16 protein-coding genes and 1 pseudogene are annotated in these 17,071 nt (G+C 50.9%); 14 read left to right on the top strand and 3 right to left on the bottom strand.

The features are described 5' to 3' along the window. Window positions 1-25: 25 nt before the first annotated feature. Window positions 26-958, bottom strand: coding sequence for a LysR substrate-binding domain-containing protein (locus ACJHWT_RS14895; protein ID WP_001084390.1), 933 nt, complete (start codon window positions 956-958; stop codon window positions 26-28). 91 nt (window positions 959-1,049) lie between these two features. Continuing rightward, window positions 1,050-1,547: a DUF1097 domain-containing protein gene (locus ACJHWT_RS14890; RefSeq protein ID WP_001013882.1), complete on the bottom strand. Its 498-nt coding sequence runs from the start codon at window positions 1,545-1,547 to the stop codon at window positions 1,050-1,052. Between the two features lie 257 nt (window positions 1,548-1,804). On the opposite strand from ACJHWT_RS14890, the gene ACJHWT_RS14885 reads away from it, so the two are divergent. From ACJHWT_RS14885 to yahM, 14 genes and pseudogenes are all read left to right on the top strand, one after another. Next, a complete protein-coding gene (locus ACJHWT_RS14885; RefSeq protein ID WP_000153095.1) occupies window positions 1,805-2,410 on the top strand; it encodes an ankyrin repeat domain-containing protein in 606 nt (201 codons plus the stop codon). Window positions 2,411-2,449: 39 nt separating this feature from the next. Then, entirely contained in the window at window positions 2,450-3,313 is an 864-nt protein-coding gene (locus ACJHWT_RS14880) for a DUF2877 domain-containing protein (RefSeq protein ID WP_001317645.1), read from the top strand. Beyond that, window positions 3,303-4,850 (top strand): acyl-CoA synthetase FdrA, encoded by a 1,548-nt coding sequence (fdrA, locus tag ACJHWT_RS14875; protein ID WP_000111802.1) that lies wholly within the window; start codon window positions 3,303-3,305, stop codon window positions 4,848-4,850. Before ACJHWT_RS14880 ends, fdrA begins: the two co-directional genes overlap by 11 nt. Continuing rightward, window positions 4,850-6,268, top strand: coding sequence for a DUF1116 domain-containing protein (locus ACJHWT_RS14870; RefSeq protein ID WP_000075086.1), 1,419 nt, complete (start codon window positions 4,850-4,852; stop codon window positions 6,266-6,268). The genes fdrA and ACJHWT_RS14870 overlap by 1 nt, the downstream gene beginning before the upstream one ends. Continuing rightward, entirely contained in the window at window positions 6,247-6,483 is a 237-nt protein-coding gene (locus ACJHWT_RS14865) for a hypothetical protein (RefSeq protein ID WP_001695472.1), read from the top strand. Before ACJHWT_RS14870 ends, ACJHWT_RS14865 begins: the two co-directional genes overlap by 22 nt. Window positions 6,484-6,514: 31 nt before the next feature. Next, complete coding sequence (locus ACJHWT_RS14860) at window positions 6,515-7,465, top strand: carbamate kinase family protein (RefSeq protein WP_000661660.1); 951 nt, start codon at window positions 6,515-6,517, stop codon at window positions 7,463-7,465. 9 nt (window positions 7,466-7,474) lie between these two features. Continuing rightward, the gene (locus tag ACJHWT_RS14855) at window positions 7,475-8,857 is read left to right on the top strand and encodes an amidohydrolase family protein (RefSeq protein ID WP_000662408.1); all 1,383 of its coding nucleotides are present in this window, start codon (window positions 7,475-7,477) and stop codon (window positions 8,855-8,857) included. Between the two features lie 298 nt (window positions 8,858-9,155). Then, entirely contained in the window at window positions 9,156-9,566 is a 411-nt protein-coding gene (locus tag ACJHWT_RS14850) for an ASCH domain-containing protein (protein WP_001317647.1), read from the top strand. A gap of 253 nt (window positions 9,567-9,819) precedes the next feature. Continuing rightward, entirely contained in the window at window positions 9,820-10,803 is a 984-nt protein-coding gene (locus ACJHWT_RS14845) for an autoinducer 2 ABC transporter substrate-binding protein (protein WP_001042107.1), read from the top strand. A gap of 48 nt (window positions 10,804-10,851) precedes the next feature. After that, the gene (locus ACJHWT_RS14840; protein WP_000447342.1) at window positions 10,852-12,336 is read left to right on the top strand and encodes a sugar ABC transporter ATP-binding protein; all 1,485 of its coding nucleotides are present in this window, start codon (window positions 10,852-10,854) and stop codon (window positions 12,334-12,336) included. Then, complete coding sequence (locus tag ACJHWT_RS14835) at window positions 12,329-13,300, top strand: ABC transporter permease (RefSeq protein WP_000818903.1); 972 nt, start codon at window positions 12,329-12,331, stop codon at window positions 13,298-13,300. The genes ACJHWT_RS14840 and ACJHWT_RS14835 overlap by 8 nt, the downstream gene beginning before the upstream one ends. Further along, window positions 13,297-14,253 carry an ABC transporter permease gene (locus tag ACJHWT_RS14830; protein WP_410232333.1) on the top strand — a complete coding sequence of 319 codons (957 nt, stop codon included), beginning with the start codon at window positions 13,297-13,299 and terminating at the stop codon, window positions 14,251-14,253. The genes ACJHWT_RS14835 and ACJHWT_RS14830 overlap by 4 nt, the downstream gene beginning before the upstream one ends. A gap of 86 nt (window positions 14,254-14,339) precedes the next feature. After that, window positions 14,340-15,389, top strand: coding sequence for an NADPH-dependent aldehyde reductase YahK (gene yahK / locus ACJHWT_RS14825; RefSeq protein WP_000692759.1), 1,050 nt, complete (start codon window positions 14,340-14,342; stop codon window positions 15,387-15,389). Between the two features lie 621 nt (window positions 15,390-16,010). After that, window positions 16,011-16,255 (top strand): annotated as a pseudogene (gene yahM, locus ACJHWT_RS14820) (protein YahM). Between the two features lie 16 nt (window positions 16,256-16,271). On the opposite strand, the gene ACJHWT_RS14815 reads toward yahM, so the two are convergent. Then, a complete protein-coding gene (locus ACJHWT_RS14815; RefSeq protein WP_000976973.1) occupies window positions 16,272-16,943 on the bottom strand; it encodes a LysE family transporter in 672 nt (223 codons plus the stop codon). Window positions 16,944-17,071 lie beyond the last annotated feature (128 nt).

Genomic DNA, 17,071 nt, shown 5'->3' with positions numbered 1-17,071 from the left:
CAGCGCATCGGGAGGTTGGCAGCGATTAATTCTCCCGATGCAGTAAATCCTGATAGATCCCCGTTAATATGCCATTTGGCGAAAATTGTTTTTTAATCCACTGCGTCACCTGACCGGTGGCAGAGTGCTGGGTCGCCAGTAACATGCGTGAATCCTGGCGCGGATTATGGATTTGTCGGGTAACCAGCAGGGATTGTGCCATCGCCTCGCGGACCATGTAATCCGGCAAAAAACCAATTCCTTCGCCTAAAATCTGGCACTGACATTTGGTGTTGAAATCTGGCACCAGAATCGACTCCTGCCCATGCAGCAACCAGCCCACTTTTTTATTAATCGTATGCGCGGTGTCCTCCACCATAATATTAGGGTAGAGACGCAGCTGGCTTTCGGCGATGGGTTCCGGCACAAAGGCTAATGGGTGATCCGGGGCGATAGCAAAAGCCCAGCGAATTGCGCCAATCTCCGTGTAATCAATGCCGCCGCCGTCCAGCAGTGTGTCGGGCGCGCCGATAGCAATATTCGCCTGATTATTAATAATCGCATCCCAGACGCCGTTATACACTTCGGTCGTCACGGTAATCTGGCAGGTTGGAAACTGCTTTTTCAGTACCTGTAATAAGCGTGCGGTGTGTTTGGGCGTATAAAGCAGTTGGTTAATACAAATGCGCACCCGTGCTTCTATACCCTGCGAAATAGTATCGATGCTGCGTTTGATGGCGTGAAAATCATTCAGCAGGTCGGTAGCTTTGCGGAAAAAATAACGCCCGGACTCCGTTAACTCAATGCTTCGGGTACTGCGAGTGAACAGCACCACATCCAGCCCTGTTTCCATTCGCTTGATGGTGTAGCTAATGGCGGAAGTGGTTAAACCCAACTCTTCTGCGGCTTTACTGAAACTGCCAAAACGCGCAGCGGTAGTAAATGCCAACAGATTCTCTTCGGTAAAAATTGAGTTCATTAAACCATTCCCGCCATTATCGAATATGAATTTCTCCAGTCATGACTGTAGAGGTATCGGTTAAAGATAGATAATCATTTTTGAATAACTTTTAATACCCGTCGCGTTTAGTCGTCGCTTCGCTTAATTTTTGTCCGCCATATTCTGAAATTATCCCCACGCAGTTACCCGCCAGAAAACCCAGTAATGTCACCGTCCAGTTCATCCCGCTGGCAAAAAATAGCGTCATGCCGAGAAAGCCTCCGGGAATAAAAGACAATAAACCGAAACGTCCTTGCCAGACCACCACCGCCGAGAAGGGTACAGTCATAATCACGCTCGCCCAGAACGTGGACAATCCACTCACCGAGGCCAGCCAGCCGGCAGCCAGCGCGGCGAAAAACGCCCACACCATCCCGGAATAATTAACCGCCAGACTTCTGATAAACCCCGATTTACCGCCGCCTGCGGCATAAAAACTGCAAAAGGCGACGAAGCCAATGGTTCCTAATAATTCCCATCCCTGAGAGAGCCCGACATGTGAAGACACTAACTGCCAAAGCCCTGCACAAATACCGACGGTGACACCCGTTGCCGTGAGTCCGTTCATCTTGTTCCCCTCTGGTTAGACATGGACGAAAGCTACTCTTACATGTGCAGACTATAGAGAAATAAAACCTGATTGAGTGAAAGGGTATCGGGTCAAAGAAACAAATATTGCATTACCGCACACTGCGAAAAGATTGTTGAACATCATTCAACAAAAAGGCGAAATACGGCGAATTAAATTTAAGCGGGTTCTTTTATCAGATTATCGTTGCTATTCTCAATTCATCGAAAACAGCCACAAAAACCAGGGGAATCTGAATGACTATAAAAAATCTACCTGCCGACTATTTATTGGCTGCGCAACAGGGTGATATCGATAAAGTAAAAACCTGCCTTGCGCTGGGTGTCGATATTAATATCTGCGATCGTCAGGGGAAAACGGCAATTACGCTGGCAAGTTTATATCAGCAATATGCTTGCGTTCAGGCATTAATTGACGCCGGAGCGGATATTAATAAGCAAGATCAGATATGTTCAAATCCTTTTTTAATTAGCTGCCTGACCGGCGATTTAACCCTGTTACGGATTATTTTACCGGCTAAACCCGATCTTAATTGCGTCACCCGTTTTGGCGGTGTCGGCCTGACGCCTGCCTGTGAAAAAGGCCATTTAAGTATTGTAAAAGAGCTTTTGGCGCATACGGAGATTAACGTTAACCAGACCAACCATGTTGGCTGGACGCCGCTACTGGAAGCAATTGTGCTTAATGATGGCGGGATTAAACAGCAGGCGATTGTCCAGTTATTGCTTGAACACGGTGCCAGCCCGCACATGACGGATAAATATGGCAAAACGCCGCTGGAACTGGCGCAGGAACGAGGCTTTGAAGAGATTGCGCAGTTACTGATTGCCGCAGGTGCATAAACCGGGAGGCTTGCTATCAACACACCAGAAAGACGGTGTGTGTGGGCGCTAACTGCGGATGCTGATTTTCTGGCGCAGCGGGGGCAAGGTCAGGTTGAACAGGTCTTTGCCAGAGCGGTAAATATCGCACTTCCGGCCCGCCAGCAATTGCTGACGCTGCTTTGTGAAGAGTACGACAATGCGCCAAACAGTTGTCGGTTGGCACTCACTCACTTTGATGGTCTGTTCCGGCATGGTGATAAGGTTCAGTTTGACGATCAAGGCATTACGGTTGGTCAACATCTTCATATAGAGATGAGTCGTTGTCGGCGTTGGCTGTCCCCAACCTTGCAAATGGCCGCTGTGAATTTTCACCTTATCGCCTGGCAACAGTGGCATGACATTATTCATCAGCACCTGGGGGAAAATGAAACCCTGTTTAATTATTGCGGCGATAATCCGTTTTATCAGGCGTTAAATAAAGAATTACATATTAAACGACGGGCAGTTATTCAGGCCGTAAACGATAAACAAAATATCGCCTCAGCAGTCGCCAGTATGATGGGCTTAGGGATTGGCCTTACGCCATCAGCCGACGATTATTTAACAGGTCTGGCGCTTATTTTATTTATTTCCGGACATCCGGCGGAAAAATACAAAGAGGAATTTTATCTCGGTCTGCAACGCGGCAGAAATAATACCACGTTATTAAGTGCCATAACGCTGGAAGCCGCAGTACAACAACGCTGCCGGGAAAATATTCATCGTTTTATTCATAACATTATTTATGACATCCCTGGGCACGCAACTCAGGCAATAGAAAAAATTAAACATATTGGCTCCAGTTCCGGCTGCGACATGCTGTATGGCATGGCCGATGGTTGTGCGCTGAGCCAAACCTACGGAGGGAATTATGTCAGTTAAAATAGTCATTAAACCGAATACCTATTTTGATTCTGTCTCGCTGATGTCTATCTCCACACGTGCAAATAAACTCGACGGCGTCGAGCAGGCATTTGTGGCGATGGCGACCGAAATGAACAAAGGCGTGCTGAAGAATTTAGGGCTGCTGACGCCGGAGCTGGAGCAGGCGAAAAACGGCGACCTGATGATTGTCATCAACGGCAAAGCGGGCGCAGACAACGAGCAGTTGCTGGTGGAGATTGAAGAACTGTTCAACACCAAAGCGCAAAGCGGCTCGCACGAGGCGCGTTACGCCACTATTGCCAGCGCCAAAAAGCATATCCCGGAAAGTAACCTGGCAGTGATTTCGGTCAACGGTCTGTTTGCCGCTCGCGAAGCGCGTCAGGCGTTGCAAAACGATCTTAACGTGATGCTGTTTTCCGATAACGTCACAGTTGAAGATGAACTGGCGCTCAAACAACTGGCCCACGAAAAAGGGCTGCTGATGATGGGGCCAGACTGCGGCACGGCGATTATCAACGGCGCGGCGCTCTGCTTTGGTAACGCCGTGCGTCGCGGCAACATCGGTATTGTTGGCGCATCCGGCACCGGTAGCCAGGAACTGAGCGTCCGTATCCATGAATTTGGCGGCGGCGTTTCGCAACTGATTGGCACCGGTGGGCGCGACCTGAGCGAGAAAATCGGCGGCCTGATGATGCTCGACGCTATCGGGATGCTGGAAAACGATCCGCAAACTGAAATCATTGTGCTTATCTCCAAACCGCCTGCGCCTGCGGTGGCCCGCAAAGTGCTGGAACGCGCACGTGCCTGCCGTAAGCCAGTGGTAGTCTGCTTCCTCGGTCGTGGCGAAACGCCAGTGGATGAGCAGGGGCTACAGTTTGCTCGCGGCAGCAAAGAAGCGGCACTAAAAGCGGTGATGCTCTCCGGTATGAAACAAGAACATCTCGACTTGCATACCCTGAACCAGCCGTTGATTGCGGATGTGCGTGCGCGTCTGCAACCGCAGCAGAAATACATTCGTGGCCTGTTCTGCGGCGGCACGCTGTGTGACGAAACCATGTTTGCGGTGATGGAAAAACATGGCGATGTCTACAGCAACATTCAGCCCGATCCTGAATTCCGCCTGCAAGATATCAACCGCAGCGTCAAACATACCTTCCTCGACTTTGGCGATGACGATTTTACCAACGGCAAGCCGCATCCAATGATTGACCCGACCAACCGCATCAGCCGGTTGATCGAAGAAGCGCGCGATCCAGAAGTGGCGGTGATCGTGATGGATTTTGTGCTCGGGTTTGGATCGCATGAAGATCCGGTCGGTTCCACCATCGAGGCGATCAAAGAGGCGAAAGCGATCGCCGCTGCCGAAGGGCGCGAGTTGATCATTCTCGCCTATGTGCTGGGTACCGATCTCGATACGCCATCGTTAGAACAACAAAGCCAGATGTTGCTTGATGCCGGAGTGATTCTGGCCAGCAGCAGCACCAATACCGGATTGCTGGCGCGTGAATTTATCTGCAAAGGGGAGGAAGCCTGATGAGCCCGTCACTGTTTAGCCAACCGTTGAACGTTATTAACGTCGGTATCGCCATGTTTAGCGATGATCTGAAAAAGCAGCATGTAGAAGTGACCCAACTCGACTGGACGCCGCCGGGGCAGGGCAATATGCAGGTGGTGCAGGCGCTGGACAACATTGCCGATTCCCCGCTGGCGGACAAAATCGCCGCCGCTAACCAGCAGGCGCTGGAGCGCATTATCCAGTCGCATCCGGTGCTGATTGGTTTTGATCAGGCGATTAACGTGGTGCCGGGCATGACGCCGAAAACCATTCTTCACGCCGGGCCGCCGATCACCTGGGAAAAAATGTGTGGCGCGATGAAAGGCGCGGTCACCGGAGCGCTGGTGTTCGAAGGGCTGGCGAAAGATCTCGATGAGGCGGCTGAACTGGCTGCCTCCGGGGAGATTACCTTCTCGCCGTGCCACGAGCACGACTGCGTGGGTTCGATGGCGGGTGTTACCTCGGCCTCGATGTTTATGCACATCGTAAAAAACAAAACCTACGGCAACATCGCTTACACCAATATGAGCGAGCAGATGGCGAAGATTTTGCGTATGGGCGCTAACGACCAGAGCGTGATTGACCGCCTCAACTGGATGCGCGATGTGCAGGGGCCAATGCTGCGCGACGCGATGAAAATTATCGGCGAAATCGATCTGCGCTTAATGCTGGCGCAGGCGCTGCACATGGGCGATGAATGCCATAACCGCAATAACGCCGGGACGACGCTGCTGATTCAGGCGCTGACGCCGGGGATTATTCAGGCGGGTTATTCCGTCGAGCAACAGCGCGAAGTGTTTGAGTTTGTCGCCAGCAGCGACTACTTCTCCGGCCCGACGTGGATGGCGATGTGTAAAGCGGCGATGGATGCGGCGCACGGCATTGAATACAGCACTGTGGTCACCACCATGGCGCGTAACGGCGTCGAGTTCGGCCTGCGGGTCAGCGGCCTGCCGGGGCAATGGTTTACCGGCCCGGCGCAGCAGGTGATCGGCCCGATGTTTGCCGGTTATAAGCCGGAAGATTCGGGGCTGGATATCGGCGACAGCGCCATCACTGAAACCTACGGCATTGGCGGATTTGCCATGGCGACCGCGCCTGCAATCGTTGCGCTGGTGGGCGGCACGGTGGAAGAGGCTATCGATTTCTCCCGTCAGATGCGTGAAATCACTCTCGGCGAAAACCCCAACGTCACCATTCCGCTGCTCGGTTTTATGGGCGTGCCGTCGGCAATCGACATCACCCGCGTGGGCAGCAGCGGCATTCTGCCGGTGATCAACACCGCCATCGCCCATAAAGATGCGGGCGTCGGCATGATTGGCGCGGGCATTGTGCATCCGCCATTCGCCTGCTTCGAGAAAGCCATTCTTGGCTGGTGCGAACGTTACGGCGTCTGACCTGCAAAGTGCGCGTTGTCTCTGCCGGATGCGGCGTGAACGCCTTATCCGGCCTACGAGTGGCGCAAGAATCTGTAGGCCTGATAAGCGTAGCGCATCAGGCATTTGTCACGATTGCCGGATGCGGCGTGAACGCCTTATCCGGTCTACGAATGGCACAAGAATCTGTAGGCCTGATAAGCGTAGCGCATCAGGCAATTTGGCGTTGGTCATAACCCCATCACCCTCTGTAGCGGACATAAAAATATGAAAGAACTTGTGGTCGTTGCCATTGGTGGCAACAGCATTATCAAAGATAACGCCAGCCAGTCGATTGAGCATCAGGCGGAGGCGGTGAAAGCCGTCGCCGATACGGTGCTGGAAATGCTGGCTTCCGATTACGACATTGTGCTGACCCACGGTAACGGGCCGCAGGTCGGGCTGGATTTACGCCGCGCGGAGATTGCTCACGAGCGCGAAGGGCTGCCCTTAACGCCGCTGGCAAACTGTGTGGCGGATACGCAAGGTGGCATTGGCTATCTGATCCAGCAGGCGCTGAACAACCGGCTGGCCCGCCACGGCGAGAAAAAAGCCGTCACCGTGGTGACTCAGGTGGAAGTGGATAAAAACGATCCGGGATTTGCCCATCCCACCAAGCCTATCGGCGTATTCTTCAGTGAAAGCCAGCGTGACGAATTACAAAAGGCAAACCCTGACTGGCGTTTTGTTGAAGATGCCGGACGGGGCTATCGCCGCGTGGTCGCCTCGCCGGAACCGAAACGTATTGTCGAGGCACCTGCCATTAAGGCGCTGATCCAACAAGGCTTTATCGTAATTGGCGCGGGCGGCGGTGGAATTCCTGTGGTGCGCAGCGAAGCGGGAGATTACCAAAGCGTGGACGCGGTTATCGACAAAGATCTCTCTACCGCGCTACTGGCCCGTGAAATTCACGCCGACATTCTGGTGATCACCACCGGCGTCGAAAAAGTCTGTATCCACTTTGGCAAACCGCAGCAGCAGGCGCTGGATCGGGTGGATATTGCCACCATGACCCGCTATATGCAGGAAGGGCATTTCCCGCCGGGCAGCATGTTGCCAAAAATCATCGCCAGCCTGGCGTTCCTGGAACAGGGCGGTAAAGAAGTGATTATCACCACGCCGGAATGCCTGCCTGCGGCGCTGCGTGGTGAAACGGGCACCCATATTATTAAAACGTAAGGACGTAAGATGAAAGAAAACAATAGCCGCCGTGAGTTTCTGAGCCAGAGCGGTAAGATGGTCACCGCCGCCGCGCTGTTTGGTACCTCTGTGCCGCTCGCCCATGCGGCAGTCTCTGGCACAATCCATTGCGACGCGAATAACACCATGAAAATCACTGACCCGCACTACTATCTCGACAACGTGCTGCTGGAAACCGGTTTTGACTACGAAAACGGTGTGGCAGTACAGACCCGCACGGCGCACCAGACCGTAGAGATTCAGAACGGCAAAATTGTTGCCCTGCGCGAGAACAAGCAGCATCCGGACGCCACGCTGCCGCACTATGACGCTGGCGGTAAGCTGATGCTGCCCACTACCCGCGACATGCATATTCATCTCGACAAAACCTTTTACGGCGGGCCGTGGCGCTCGCTCAATCGTCCGGCAGGCACCACCATCCAGGACATGATCAAACTCGAGCAGAAAATGCTGCCGGAGCTGCAACCATATACTCAGGAACGGGCGGAAAAACTGATCGATTTATTGCAGTCAAAAGGCACCACCATTGCCCGCAGCCACTGCAATATCGAACCGGTTTCCGGCCTGAAAAATCTGCAAAATTTGCAGTCGGTGCTGGCGCGACGTCAGGCGGGCTTCGAGTGTGAAATTGTCGCCTTCCCGCAGCACGGTTTGCTGCTGTCGAAATCGGAACCTTTAATGCGTGAAGCAATGCAGGCGGGCGCGCATTACGTCGGCGGGCTGGACCCGACCAGTGTCGATGGCGCGATGGAAAAATCCCTCGACACCATGTTCCAGATTGCGCTGGACTATGACAAAGGCGTCGATATTCACCTGCACGAAACCACTCCGGCAGGCGTGGCAGCTATCAATTATATGGTTGAAACGGTAGAGAAAACGCCACAGCTGAAGGGCAAGCTGACCATCAGTCACGCCTTTGCGCTGGCAACGCTCAACGAACAACAGGTAGATGAACTGGCGCACCGGATGGTGGCGCAGCAAATTTCTATTGCCTCGACGGTGCCGATTGGCACGCTGCATATGCCGCTCAAACAGTTGCACGACAAAGGCGTAAAAGTCATGACTGGCACTGACAGCGTTATCGACCACTGGTCGCCTTATGGTCTGGGCGACATGCTGGAAAAAGCCAATCTGTACGCGCAGCTCTATATTCGTCCTAACGAACAGAACCTCTCCCGTTCGCTGTTTCTAGCCACTGGCGATGTATTGCCGCTGAATGAAAAAGGCGAGCGTGTCTGGCCCAAAGCGCAGGATGACGCCAGCTTTGTGCTGGTGGACGCCTCCTGTTCCGCCGAGGCGGTGGCGCGTATCTCGCCGAGAACCGCAACGTTCCATAAAGGGCAACTGGTGTGGGGGAGTGTGGCAGGTTGATGCGCATTTGAAACGCCTGCAACGGTGAATAGTAAGAGATTTAAGCCCCAGGGAGTGGGGCGGGAATGGTCTGCTAATGAATGATCCTGAACTTTATAATCTCCCGGCATAATTTCCAGGGGATTATTTGAGAGAAATACACAAAAGTGAGTTTTAACAAAGGTATTTATCAGGCCATAAATGTGACCTGCTTCGGATAAAAAAGATTCAGTATCGAAAAACCAATGATACTCTTGCTGATGGTTACCAACAGTAATTAAGATGTGATTTGTTTTTCCGTAATCGCGAAAATATTCTCATGACCATAAAAGAAAAAATCTTACAAAAATATCCCCATGCTTCCTTTTGTACTTTTGGCGATTCTGCAGCGTTGGCCGATCACCTCGCAACGTTGATTGCGACTGGTGTTAAAACAGCTTCCTGTGGTTCGCTGGCAGGATGTATTGAAGACAACGCATTTCCGATGATTGGTGAGTATAAGATTGTAGAAAATAGCCGTGGTGAGCCTGTATGTGTTATCAGAGTGATTGGCCTGCATTTACTGCGCTTTTCTGATGTCACCGCGGAGCTTGCCCGTAAGGAAGGTGAAGGTGACCTCAGTCTTGAATATTGGCGTAATGAACACCGTCGTTTTTTCCAGGCAGAAGGAAGCTATTCACCAGAAATGGACGTTATCTTTGAAGAATATGCCCTTATTGACGTTGTGTAGATAACTATTTATCTACGCGAAATAAACTCACACACATAAAATATCGCTAATTTTGTTTATTTTGCTATTTTTTACGTGATGAATGTCACACTTATTGTTGCTGCCCGTTTTGTCCATATTTATAACCATATTTTTAATAGCTGCCTGAAATAGGGCTGTTTATTCTGCATAAAAATATTCGAAAATTCTTATTCTCTCCAGCGCGCTAATTTGGGCGAACACTTCCTGACTACCCTGCAATGAGGCTGAAATGATGAATAAACGTTTTGTTATCAATATGGTGTCTTCGCTGTTATTAGGCGCTGCGCTAATTTCTGCGCCGCTCCAGGCAGCGGAAAAAGTCGTGGTGAATATCTCTAAAGTCGATGGTATGCCGTGGTTTAATCGCATGGGCGAAGGTGTGGTTGAGGCGGGTAAAGCCTTTGGTGTTAATGCGTCACAGGTGGGGCCTTCAAGTACTGATGCTCCGCAACAGGTTAAAATTATTGAGGATTTAATCGCCCGTAAGGTTAATGCAATTACTATCGTGCCAAACGATGCCAACGTGCTGGAACCGGTATTCAAAAAAGCGCGAGATGCCGGAATTGTGGTTCTGACCAACGAATCTCCCGGTCAGCCAAGTGCTAACTGGGATATCGAAATCATTGATAACGAAAAATTTGCCGCTGAATATGTTGAGCATATGGCGAAACGCATGGGGGGCAAGGGCGGCTATGTGATTTACGTGGGTAGTTTGACCGTGCCGCAGCATAACTTATGGGCTGACTTGCTGGTGAAATACCAGAAAGAGCATTACCCGGATATGCATGAAGTTACCCGCCGCATGCCGGTTGCCGAGAGTGTGGATGACTCACGTCGTACCACACTGGACCTGATGAAAACCTATCCTGACTTGAAAGCGGTTGTCTCCTTTGGTTCAAACGGCCCGATTGGCGCGGGACGTGCAGTGAAAGAGAAACGGGCGAAAAATAAAGTCGCAGTCTATGGCATGATGATCCCTTCACAGGCGGCATCACTGATTAAAAGTGGTGATATCACCGAAGGGATTACTTACGATCCGGCCTCTGCAGGTTACGCACTCGCGGCCGTCGCCAGCACGTTGCTGAAGGGTGAAGAGATCAAACCTGGATTAGAAATGCAGAATCTCGGTAAGGCTGACGTAGATATGGATAAGCGAATTATCCGTTTCCATAAGGTATTACTGGTCAACAAAGACAATATCGACTCACTTTATTAATCCATTTCTTCGGGGCGAAAGCCCCGATTCTTATTGCCAGGGGATGCTATGGAAACCTTCCTTTCCCTTCGTCATATCAACAAAACGTTTCATGCCACGCGAGCGCTGCGCGATGTTTCTCTCGACTTTATGTCGGGTGAGGTGCACTGCCTTGCCGGGCAAAACGGCTGTGGTAAATCGACGTTGATTAAAATTATGTCCGGTGTTTATCGCCCGGATGAGGGGGCGGAAATTACGCTTGGTGGGAAAAACTGGTCAAAGCTGACACCCGCCGCTTCGGTGGCGCAGGGGATTCAGGTGATTTATCAGGACCTCTCTTTATTTCCTAACCTGAGTGTCTGGGAGAATATCGCCGTGAATCACTATCACCACGGTCTGTTTGTTAACCGCCGTCGTCTGCGTGAGGTGGCGCAGGCGGCAATGACCAGTATTAACGTCACATTGCCACTGGATACGCTCGTTTCTGAGCTTTCAATTGCCCGCTGTCAGCTGGTGGCAATTTGCCGTGCACTGGCGCAGGACGCACGGTTGATCGTGATGGATGAACCAACCGCTTCGCTGACCCATCAGGAAGTGCAAGGGTTATTACAGGTGGTGCATCAATTGCGGGAACGCGGGATCTGCGTGGTCTTCGTCAGTCATCGTCTGGAAGAAGTGATGGAAGTTTCCGACCGTATTTCAGTGCTGAAAGATGGTGAGCTGGTCGGGACCTTTCCGGCCGCAGAGATGACCACAAAACAACTCAGTTTTCTGATGACCGGCCAGGAGTTCGAATATCAGGTACGAGAGTTGTGGCAGGGAAAATCCAGCACCCCGGTGCTGGAGGTGCGTAATTTAAGTCGTCATGGGGAATATCAAAATATTAACTTGCGGGTGGAAGCGGGCGAAGTGGTGTCGATTGTTGGCCTGCTTGGTGCGGGGCGCACGGAATTATGTCTGAGTCTGTTTGGTATGACCCGACCGGATGCTGGTGAGATCCTCATCAACGGTCAGCCGGTTACACTGCATAGTAACCAGGACGCCATCCGCCACGGTATTGGTTATGTTTCGGAAGATCGCATGTCGCGCGGTTTGGTGATGGCGCAATCTATTGAAGACAACATCATTAGCACTGTTTTTCACAAGGTAAAAGATCGCTTCGGCTTTCTGAGTGAAGCTAAAGTGCGTGACCTGGTGGACAGGCTAATCAAGGCATTGACCATCAAAGTCTCTGACCCACATCTCCCGGTGAATACGCTTTCCGGGGGTAACGCGCAGCGAGTATCGATCGCCAAATGGCTGGCGATTGGGCCACGACTGTTGATTCTCGATAGCCCGACTGTCGGTGTTGATATCGCCAACAAAGCAGGAATATACGGCATTATCAGCGATCTGGCGGCTCATGGCATTGCGGTATTGATGATCTGCGATGAAATTGAAGAAGCGTGGTATCAAAGCCACCGGATTTTGGTAATGCAAAAAGGTCAGATCACCCATAGCTTCCTGCCTGACAGCAGTTCTCAGGCCAGGATTGCGGAGGTGGTAAATGGCTGAACTGAAAAAACGCCATGAATTCTGGCTGGCATTACTGATTGTGGTGCTGTTTGTTGGCCTTGCCTGGCGCAGCGACGAGTTTCTGACATTCGGTAATTTGTACGATCTCGCCAATAACTATGCCATGTTGACTATTCTCGCCTGTGGTTTGTTTGTGGTGTTAATTTCCGGTGGGATTGATATTTCGTTTCCGGCAATGACCATCATTGCGCAATACGGCATGGTGCTGTTGCTGCAAAAAATGGGTGGCAACTTTGCTGTCGCGTTTGCCCTGGCGGGCGGCATCGGCATTTTACTTGGCTTAATAAACGCCTTACTGGTTAATCGCCTACGGGTGCCGTCTATCATCATCACTATCTCGACGCTGAATATTTTCTATGGCCTGCTGTTATGGTTGAGTAAAGGTGTGTGGCTGTACGACTTTCCGCCGTGGTTTGAGCAGGGGGTTATGTTGTTCAAGTACACCGATGCTGATGGCTATGACTATGGCCTTGGTCTGCCGCTGATCGCCATGATTACGGTGGTGCTGCTAACAGCGTTTATCATGAATTTCACCAGTGTAGGGCGCAAAATTTATGCCCTTGGCGGGAACCGCGAATCAGCCAGTCGCATCGGCTTTAGCGTGCTGAAACTGCAACTTTTCGTCTACGGCTATATGGGATTGATGTCTGGTGCTGCGGGTGTAGTGCAGTCGTGGACGGTGATGACTGTCGCCCCCGATTCTCTTCTGGGTTATGAGCTGACAGTACTGGCTGCGGTGGTGCTTGGCGGCACTAGTTTGCTCGGCGGGCGCGGCACGTTAACCGGTACTTTGCTCGGCGTGGTGTTGTTGGCAGTGATGCAAAACGGGCTAAATTTATTGGGAGTCTCGTCTTACTGGCAAACATTGATCACCGGCATCATCATCGTTGCCAGCATTAGTGCCACGGCGTGGAGTCAGCATCAGAACCGGAGTCTGCTATGAAAAAATCGTGGCGTAACAACGTTGAGTTTTACTTGATCGGCCTGCTGGTGCTAACTGTTGCAGCCTTCAGCATTACTATGCCGGAGATTTTCTGGTCGATAAGTAATTTCCAGTCCGTCGCTTCGCAAATGCCCGTGCTGGGCATTCTGGCGTTGGCTATGGCGGTGACCATGCTTTGCGGTGGCATTAACTTGTCAATTATAGCCACTGCTAACGCCTGTTCACTGGTGATGGCGTGGGTGGCGACTCAGTATCCACCGGGTATTGCTACGGTTGTCGCTACGCTGCTGGCGGGCGCTGGCGCGGCGGTGATAATCGGTTTATGTAACGGCGTATTGATTGCTGGTATTCGAGTGTCGCCAATTCTTGCAACACTCGGGATGATGACGTTGCTCAAAGGGGTAAATATTCTGGTGACAGGCGGTAGCGCCATTGCCAATTATCCCTCATGGGTGCTGTGGTTGAATCATGCACAGTGGTTCGGTATTCCGCTACCGATGTGGTTGTTTACCGCAGTGGCGCTGGGGCTGTGGATATTGCTGGAGAAAACGCCGCTCGGTAAATCCATTTATCTGATTGGTTCTAACGAACGAGCAACACTTTACTCCGGTATTAACACTCGTCTGGTGCTGATATGGGTGTATGTCATTTCCGCCTTGCTTTGTGCGGTAGCGGCATTTTTGATGATGTCGAAACTCAACTCGGCTAAGGCCTCTTATGGCGAATCGTACTTGCTGGTGTCAATCCTCGCGGCAGTACTCGGCGGGGTTAATCCGGACGGCGGCAGCGGGCGGATAATTGGTATGGTGCTGGCGCTGTTTCTTCTGCAAATTATTGAAAGCGGCTTCAATATTCTCGGTATAAGCCCCTACCTGACGATGGCCTTATGGGGAACGTTGCTGCTCTGTTTCATTCAGGCTCGCGGCATGTTAGGGCTGGATCGGGTGGTTTAAATATTGGCTATATTCAATGGACGCGTTTTGCCGCGATGACATATCAGGCATCGCCAAATACACATAGCTAATCAGGAGTAAACACAATGAAGATCAAAGCTGTTGGTGCATATTCCGCTAAACAACCACTTGAACCGATGGATATCACCCGGCGTGAACCGCGACCGCATGATGTCAAAATCGAAATCGCTTACTGTGGCGTCTGCCATTCCGATCTCCACCAGGTCCGTTCGGAGTGGGCGGGGACGGTTTACCCCTGCGTGCCGGGTCATGAAATTGTGGGGCGCGTGGTAGCTGTTGGTGATCAGGTAGAAAAATATGCGCCGGGCGATCTGGTTGGTGTCGGCTGCATTGTCGACAGTTGTAAACATTGCGAAGAGTGTGAAGACGGGCTGGAAAACTACTGTGATCACATGACCGGCACCTATAACTCGCCGACGCCGGACGAACCGGGCCATACTCTGGGCGGCTACTCACAACAGATCGTCGTTCATGAGCGATATGTTCTGCGTATTCGTCACCCGCAAGAGCACCTGGCGGCGGTGGCTCCTTTGTTGTGTGCAGGGATCACCACATACTCGCCGCTACGTCACTGGCAGGCCGGGCCGGGTAAAAAAGTGGGCGTGGTCGGCATCGGCGGTCTGGGACATATGGGGATCAAGCTGGCCCACGCGATGGGGGCGCATGTGGTGGCATTTACCACTTCTGAGTCAAAACGCGAAGCGGCAAAAGCCCTGGGGGCCGATGAAGTTGTTAACTCACGCAATGCCGATGAGATGGCGGCTCATCTCAAGAGTTTCGATTTCATTTTGAATACAGTAGCTGCGCCACATAATCTCGACGATTTTACCACCTTGCTGAAGCGCGATGGCACCATGACGCTGGTTGGTGCGCCTGCGACACCGCATAAATCGCCGGAAGTTTTCAACCTGATCATGAAACGCCGCGCGATAGCTGGTTCTATGATTGGCGGCATTCCAGAAACTCAGGAGATGCTCGATTTTTGCGCCGAACATGGCATCGTGGCTGATATAGAGATGATTCGGGCCGATCAAATTAATGAAGCCTATGAGCGAATGCTGCGTGGTGATGTGAAATATCGTTTTGTTATCGATAATCGCACACTAACAGACTGAAAAAATTAATAAACATCCTGTGGTTTAACATATTAACTTCGCTCCACTTAACTTTTTAGTTAAGGAGAGCGAAATAATATCAAAGTAGTGGTAAACCTATAGCGTAAATTCAGATTGTTAAATTAACTCCACTACTTTACACGTTAGTTATGAGCGATTTCTGATAGTGTATGGTTTAATCAGAGCTTTATTATCTGCGACGTTTATTTTTATTTAAGAGAGCCACCTGCAAGTTGTTATTCCACCAGAGAGTGAATCGCAAAGCAGGTCATCATTTCATCTGTATATCTGTATGCCAAATGGCATTCCCCCTCCTTTTTCGCCGATATTTTGTTGTGAACGGCGGAGTTTCGCTTAAAAAAGCACCAGTAGTGGTTTCGCAGCTATATGGTGTATAAAAAATGTTCTCATACAGATGTTTTGTGAATGTGTGGGTTGACATTCATATGAAAAAAATCATAATTCCATCATGTTTGTGTGGGGTCTTTTCTGTATCTTACGCATCGCACTCAAGCCTGACAGAAAATATGTTGTAAGGCTCATATCAAAAACCGCCATTAGCTCATCAGGAAGAGCAGACGACAACCAGGATTGTTGTATGGTACGGGGTTCGAGGCCTCGATGGCGGTCCAACTTTTCAAAACTTTTCTGAATCAGATCCCTTATTATCATCCCTGCAAAGTGGAACATTGCCATTGTTTGGCTATTCAGGACGGGTCAGAACAATGAAAAAAGCCCACACAGGGGAGAGTGGGCTGAAATGGGAAGCTAAAGACTCAAGTAAACTTATCGGAAATAAGGACCACGCATTACGGGGGCTATCATCGCCGATGGTTGGGATTCGGCAAATCAGGTTGATTACGTAGAGAGTAAATTATCTGCTCACCGCTGCGTCACCCCTTCGTAAATCAGGCGTAGCGCGAATACACCAATAATTGCACCAATAACCCAACTGGCAACGCGTTGCATACGCCCATAAGCACGACGCACTGCGGGCAAAGAAAACGCCTGACTAAGAAAGACTCGCCAGATAATTGATGCGAGCACAATCCCCGCCCAGGCCATTAATCGTGCCCATGTTGGTGTTTCGGCATGTAATGTTACTGAGAAAATACTGATAAAAAATAAAACGGTTTGCGGGTTAGAGAGATCGGTAATTAATCCACGGCGGAAAAAGACATACCAGGGGGCGCTAATCGGTTGTTGTAGTGTGCTCATTTGCGGTGTTGACTGGCGGCGCATGCTGCACCACGCAAACCATAAGAGATAAGCGCCGCCGACGATTCTGATAAGCGAAAAAATCTCCTCACACTGCGTAATTAGTGTTGCAAGACCAAACAAACCCAACCCGGAATAAAATGCATCGCCCAACGCCACGCCCAGTCCGGTCAGCACCCCTGCGCGTCGACCGGAAGCCAGGCTGGTTTGTACTACCACAAAGAGATTGGCTCCCGGATTAAAAAAAGTAATCACGAACAGTCCTACGGTCAGATAAACGGCGTGCAAAGGATCCATAGTGATTTCATCCATAAATAAGTGAAGTAACTTCATCATATTTCTACCAAAAATAATCGGGTGCGAGAGAGATCACAAAGTGTCTTATTTCCGATTACTGGCGTTTATGCCCTGACTGAACTAATTATTAATCAACCCAATAATGTGGGTGGGTGATAGTGTGATAA

The organism is Escherichia sp. WS338 (assembly GCF_046486405.1).
GTDB lineage: Bacteria > Pseudomonadota > Gammaproteobacteria > Enterobacterales > Enterobacteriaceae > Escherichia > Escherichia coli.
This window is presented reverse-complemented; position numbering and strand designations above follow the sequence as displayed.